Annotated in this window: 5 protein-coding genes and 1 tRNA gene; 5 read left to right on the forward strand and 1 reads right to left on the reverse strand. The window is 54.8% G+C overall.

All coding sequences use genetic code 11. The annotated features are described in order from the left end of the window. The first annotated feature begins 18 nt into the window (after window positions 1–18). From G392_RS0110900 to G392_RS0110915, 4 genes are all read left to right on the forward strand, one after another. Window positions 19–95 (forward strand) — tRNA-Gln (locus G392_RS0110900). 53 nt (window positions 96–148) lie between these two features. Next, the gene (locus G392_RS0110905) at window positions 149–628 is read left to right on the forward strand and encodes a DIP1984 family protein (protein ID WP_027010231.1); all 480 of its coding nucleotides are present in this window, start codon (window positions 149–151) and stop codon (window positions 626–628) included. A 552-nt stretch (window positions 629–1180) separates the two neighbouring features. After that, window positions 1181–2164: a ribose-phosphate pyrophosphokinase gene (locus G392_RS0110910; RefSeq protein ID WP_211224375.1), complete on the forward strand. Its 984-nt coding sequence runs from the start codon at window positions 1181–1183 to the stop codon at window positions 2162–2164. A gap of 139 nt (window positions 2165–2303) precedes the next feature. Then, entirely contained in the window at window positions 2304–2876 is a 573-nt protein-coding gene (locus tag G392_RS0110915) for a 50S ribosomal protein L25/general stress protein Ctc (RefSeq protein WP_027010233.1), read from the forward strand. A 519-nt stretch (window positions 2877–3395) separates the two neighbouring features. Here the strand turns inward: G392_RS0110915 and G392_RS0110925 are convergent. Then, complete coding sequence (locus G392_RS0110925; RefSeq protein WP_034335287.1) at window positions 3396–3920, reverse strand: excinuclease; 525 nt, start codon at window positions 3918–3920, stop codon at window positions 3396–3398. 66 nt (window positions 3921–3986) lie between these two features. Here G392_RS0110925 and G392_RS0110930 point away from each other — a divergent pair, with 66 nt between their 5' ends. Next, the gene (locus tag G392_RS0110930) at window positions 3987–4580 is read left to right on the forward strand and encodes a 4'-phosphopantetheinyl transferase family protein (protein ID WP_027010235.1); all 594 of its coding nucleotides are present in this window, start codon (window positions 3987–3989) and stop codon (window positions 4578–4580) included. Window positions 4581–4815: the final 235 nt, after the last annotated feature.

Genomic DNA, 4815 nt, shown 5'->3' on the forward strand with positions numbered 1-4815 from the left:
CAGCCAATCCCGTTTTTTTGGGGATTCGCCAAGTTGGTTAAGGCATCGGATTTTGATTCCGACATGCGTAGGTTCGAATCCTACATCCCCAGCCAGTCAAGCGCGTGTGGTTCTGCCATACGCGCTTACTTTTTAAAGTGAAATCAAAATGAAACTTGCCGAAGCTCTGGCGGAACGCGCCGATTTTCAACGCCGCATGGCGCAGTTGAAGCAGCGCGTTCAGCAAAACGCCCAGTATCAGGAAGGCGAAACGCCCGCCGAACAACCGCTTGATTTGTTGGAGGAATACGGACGCTGCGCCGATGCGTGGGAAAAGCTGGTAACGGCGATTAACCGCAGCAACCACAAGATTTTTCTGGAAAACGGCGAAAACATGACCGCCGCGCTCGCCCGCCGCGACCGTTTGAAAGCCGAACACGGCGTTTTGACGGCACTGGCAGACGCGGCCACGCCCGAACAATCGCGTTACAGCCGCAGCGAAATCAAAATGTTGGCGGCGGTGGACGTGAAAGAAATCCGCCAACGCGCCGACAACCTTGCCAAAGCCTGCCGCGAATTGGATTTGCAGATTCAGGCGGCGAATTGGGCGCATGATTTGGCTGTTGGGGGTGTGTCGTCAATTGACTGAAAAAACCGCACCGTCATTCCCGCGCAGGCGGGAATCCATCGTATGTTGTTTGAAAAGCGATGCTTTACCAATGTGTCGTTTGGTTCCGACTTGGATTCCCGCCTGCGCGGGAATGACGGCAGTTTTGATATGCGAATTGATTTTCGTTGCAAAAAGCTTACTTCAGGCTGCCTGAAAACGGGTTTTCGGTAGTATCGGAAAGCGGGCGCAAAACCTTGTGCCAAAACCACATCTTACGGAGAATAAAGGGCTGTTTCATTTCGGATTTTCCGGAGTACGGCGTATGCCCCGCACAGTGTACGGCACATCGCGCACGGCGTATTGTTACCACCACGCGCCGGTTCCGGTATGAGGGTAGGGCAGGTGGGAATGCCCGTTTTCAGGCAGCCCGAATGTGCGTTTTTAACCGAAATCAACAAATTTCGCTGCCGCCTTTGCCCTGCCGCGCCGATGGCGTATAATGCCGCCGTCTGACAAATGTCGCACAATGGAAGGAAGCGCGTGTTTCCTAGCGAACAGATTGAAATTTCCCACAATTTAGGCGATGAAAACATGGCATACGACAGCTTGATGGTGTTTACCGGTAACGCCAACCCCGAATTGGCGGCGCGTGTGGTCAAGCACTTGGATACCACGCTCGGTGATGCGGCGGTAAACAAATTTTCCGATGGCGAAATCGCGGTGGAACTGCTGGAAAACGTGCGCGGACGCGACGTATTCATTTTGCAGCCCACCTGCGCCCCCACCAACGACAACTTAATGGAATTGCTGACGATGGCAGACGCGCTCAAACGCGCTTCCGCCGCCCGCATTACCGCCGCCATTCCCTATTTCGGCTACGCCCGCCAAGACCGCCGTCCGCGTTCCGCGCGCGTGCCGATTTCCGCCAAACTGGTGGCGAACATGCTGCATTCGGCGGGCATCAACCGCGTTTTGACGGTGGATTTGCACGCTGACCAGATTCAGGGATTTTTTGACATTCCCGTAGACAATATTTACGCCACGCCGATTCTGATTCACGACATCGTGCAGCAACGCATTGAAAACCTGACCGTTGTCAGCCCCGATGTCGGCGGCGTGGTTCGCGCCCGCGCCGTTGCCAAAATGCTGAACGCGGATTTGGCGATTATCGACAAACGCCGTCCCAAAGCGAATGTGGCGGAAGTGATGAACATCATCGGCGACATCGAAGGGCGCACCTGCCTGCTGGTGGACGACATGATTGACACCGCCAACACCCTGTGCAAAGCCGGTTCCGCCCTGAAAGAGCGCGGCGCGGAACGGGTGATGGCGTATGCCACCCACCCCGTGTTTTCCGGCGAGGCGATTGCGCGGCTCACCTCTTCCGACATCGACCAAGTCGTTGTTACCGATACCATTCCGCTTTCGGAAGCGGGCAAGGCGTGCGGCAAAATCCGTCAAGTGAGCATCGCGGGATTGCTGGCGGAAACCATCCGCCGCATCAGCAACGAAGAATCGGTGTCCTATTTGTTTAACGATGATTTGGTGCAACCGCGTTCTTTGTTTTTGCCTTGATTTTCAGGCTGCCTGAAAAGGGTTTCGGGCAGTTTATAGTTGATGTGATTTGCTTTTCAGATTAACTATATTTTCCCACTCCGCAGGGTCGGTCGCGGCCCGGTAGCGGTTTTACTTGTTTATTTTTAAAGGACTGATTATGTCAAACCAAATCAAAGCCACCGTTCGCGAAGCGCAAGGTTCGGGTGCGAGCCGCCGCCTGCGCCAAGCCGGACAAGTTCCCGCCGTGGTTTACGGCGCGGGTCAGGAAGCGCAAGCGATTGCCTTGAATCACAAAGAAATGTTTTTCGCGCTGGAAAAAGAATCTTTCTTTACCCAAGTGCTGAAACTGGACGTGGACGGCAAAGTTTTGGACGTGATTGTGCGCGATTACCAAATGCACCCCGTGAAACGCCAAGTGCAACACATTGATTTTCAAGCGGTGGATTTGAGCCAACCCTTGCGTATGCGTATCCCCGTGCGCGTGGTGAACGCGGAAAAATCCCATGCGGTGAAGCTGCAAAGCGGCCGCGTGTCTTTGCTCGCCAATGTGGTGGACGTGATTGTGAATCCGCAAAACATTCCCGCCGAATTGGAATTGGATTGCGAAAACGTGGTGGCGGGCGACATTCTGCACCTGTCCGACATCAAATATCCGGAAGGCGTGGTCAGCACCGCTTTGAAACGCAACAGTAATTTGGCAATCGCCACCGTGATTGGCAAAAAGCGTTAAACTGCCGTTGTCCGGTTTGAAGTGATGGCGTTGATGGGCTTGGGTTTGCAGACGGCGTTGTCCCGCCTTGTTTGAACAGTAAAGCACATCAACGATAAAAACAGCCGTCTGACGGGATTCAGGCGGCTGTTTGCTTGGGCGGGATTTGACTGGACAACAACATTACACCGTCATTCCCGAGCAGACGGGAATCCGAGTCGAAGCACGACAAACGTTGATAAAACATGGCTCGCCGGGCATCGGGCAGTGGCTTTCCATATTCGCGGAAATGACGGTGTTTTGATATTAAACTGATTTTAATCTTAAAATTAAATGATGACGCGCTTGGGCGCGTCATCAATTGACCAAAAAAATACCACGCCGTCATTCCCGCGCAGGCGGGAATCCAAAACAAATTTCAAAAAGCATTGATAAAACATCGCTTCACAAACATCAGGTAGTGGATTCCTGCCTACACGGGCATGACGGTGTTTTTGTATTATGATGATTTATAGCAGAAAAATTTAATTGATGACGCGCCTAGCGGGCAACATCGCCTTTAATCAGCACGCGGGCGTGGAAGGTGCCGACTTCGCATTCGTATTGTCCGCCGCCGAGTGTGCGTTTGTCCAAATAGCTTTGGAAGTTGCTGACACGGCTGCCGCCGAGTTTGGCGGCGGTTTCTTGGAATTTTTTGGCGGCGCTGATGTAGGCGCGTTCGCAAGCGGCTTCATCGCTTTTGCCCAAGCGGCGGGCGGCTTGGCGGGTGGTCAATCCGCCTTTAATCACGCTGCTGCCGCCGCCGAACTGAATGTTCGCGCCACCTGCCAAGATGGCGCGGGCATCGGCAGACGCCAGCACGGTGCGCCCGTCGCAACGGTACAACACATTGCGCCCGCCACTGGCGGTGTCGCCGCGCACTTGGCGGCATGCGCCACTGTGCCGTTCGGCGGACGCGGATGCGGTGGTGCCGCTTGGTGCGGACTGGCTGCCCTTACTTTGGCAGGCACCCAAACCGAGCGCGGCACAGGCAGCCAACAACAGGGGACGGGTAAAACGTTTCATGGCGAAACTCCTGTTAAAGTTTTGTAAAAACCGTATTTTAATCCAAAAGCGATAAGGGCTTCAACTGTGGATGTGTATGTGGCGGGGCGCGACTGCGCCGCGTATTACGATGATGCGGCGCTGGACACCAACGATGCCGTGCGGGTGGCGCACCGTCCTGCCTTGGCGCGGCGCGATGATTGGCGGGTAAGCCGTTTTTTAAAACAGCGCGTGGCGGCGGACGGGCGTTGCCGCAGCTTGAGCCACAGTGGCGGCGCGGCATTGTTGGCGTGTGCCGAAAGCGTGGTCGGCGCGGATTTGGAACGGCTGCGCCCGCGTGATTTTCGCGCATGGCAAGACAACATTCTGCACCCGCATGAACATATTTGGCTGGCGCGGCACGGGCGCACCCTGACGGCGCATTATGCGCTGTGGACCCTGAAAGAAGCCTTGTTGAAAGCGGCGGGGCTGGCGTTTGCGGATTTGGCGGACGTGGGCATTCGGCAGCACGGCGGGCATTGGCGTTTGTGTGCGGACGGGCGCGTATGGCACGGCGCGGTGTGGCGGGTGGGTGGCGATTTTGCCGCAGCCTGCGTGTGGCGGCAAGCGGGTGAAACGGTGTGTTGGCACGGCTTTGGGGCGTGGCAGACGGTGCGCGTGGCGGAGTGGTGCGGGTTTTAACCGCTTGACCGATGTTGCTGCTTGACAAAAAACAGAAAATTGTTAGAATGGCATCTGGTTTTCGCTGTGGAAAGCATGCTTCCGACCATGCTTCTGCGGTCTTTGCTCTGTTAAAAATTGTTTATGTTTGTTAAGATTTTAATTTACAAAATTTCTAGAAATAAGCAATTGATTAAAAATGGAAAAACAAGGCTCCGCAGTCGGAAACTCCGCCCCATCATTAGGGGATTAAGAC

Origin of the sequence: Conchiformibius kuhniae DSM 17694, from assembly GCF_000428785.1 — a bacterium.
Classification (GTDB): Bacteria; Pseudomonadota; Gammaproteobacteria; order Burkholderiales; family Neisseriaceae; genus Conchiformibius; species Conchiformibius kuhniae.

Bases quoted from the DNA above. Each gene is read 5' to 3' on its own strand.
- G392_RS0110905 (WP_027010231.1), top strand. From the start codon at position 149: ATGAAACTTGCCGAAGCTCTGGCGGAACGCGCCGATTTTCAACGCCGC.
- G392_RS0110910 (WP_211224375.1), top strand. From the start codon at position 1,181: ATGGCATACGACAGCTTGATGGTGTTTACCGGTAACGCCAACCCCGAA.
- G392_RS0110915 (WP_027010233.1), top strand. From the start codon at position 2,304: ATGTCAAACCAAATCAAAGCCACCGTTCGCGAAGCGCAAGGTTCGGGT.
- G392_RS0110925 (WP_034335287.1), bottom strand. From the start codon at position 3,920: ATGAAACGTTTTACCCGTCCCCTGTTGTTGGCTGCCTGTGCCGCGCTC.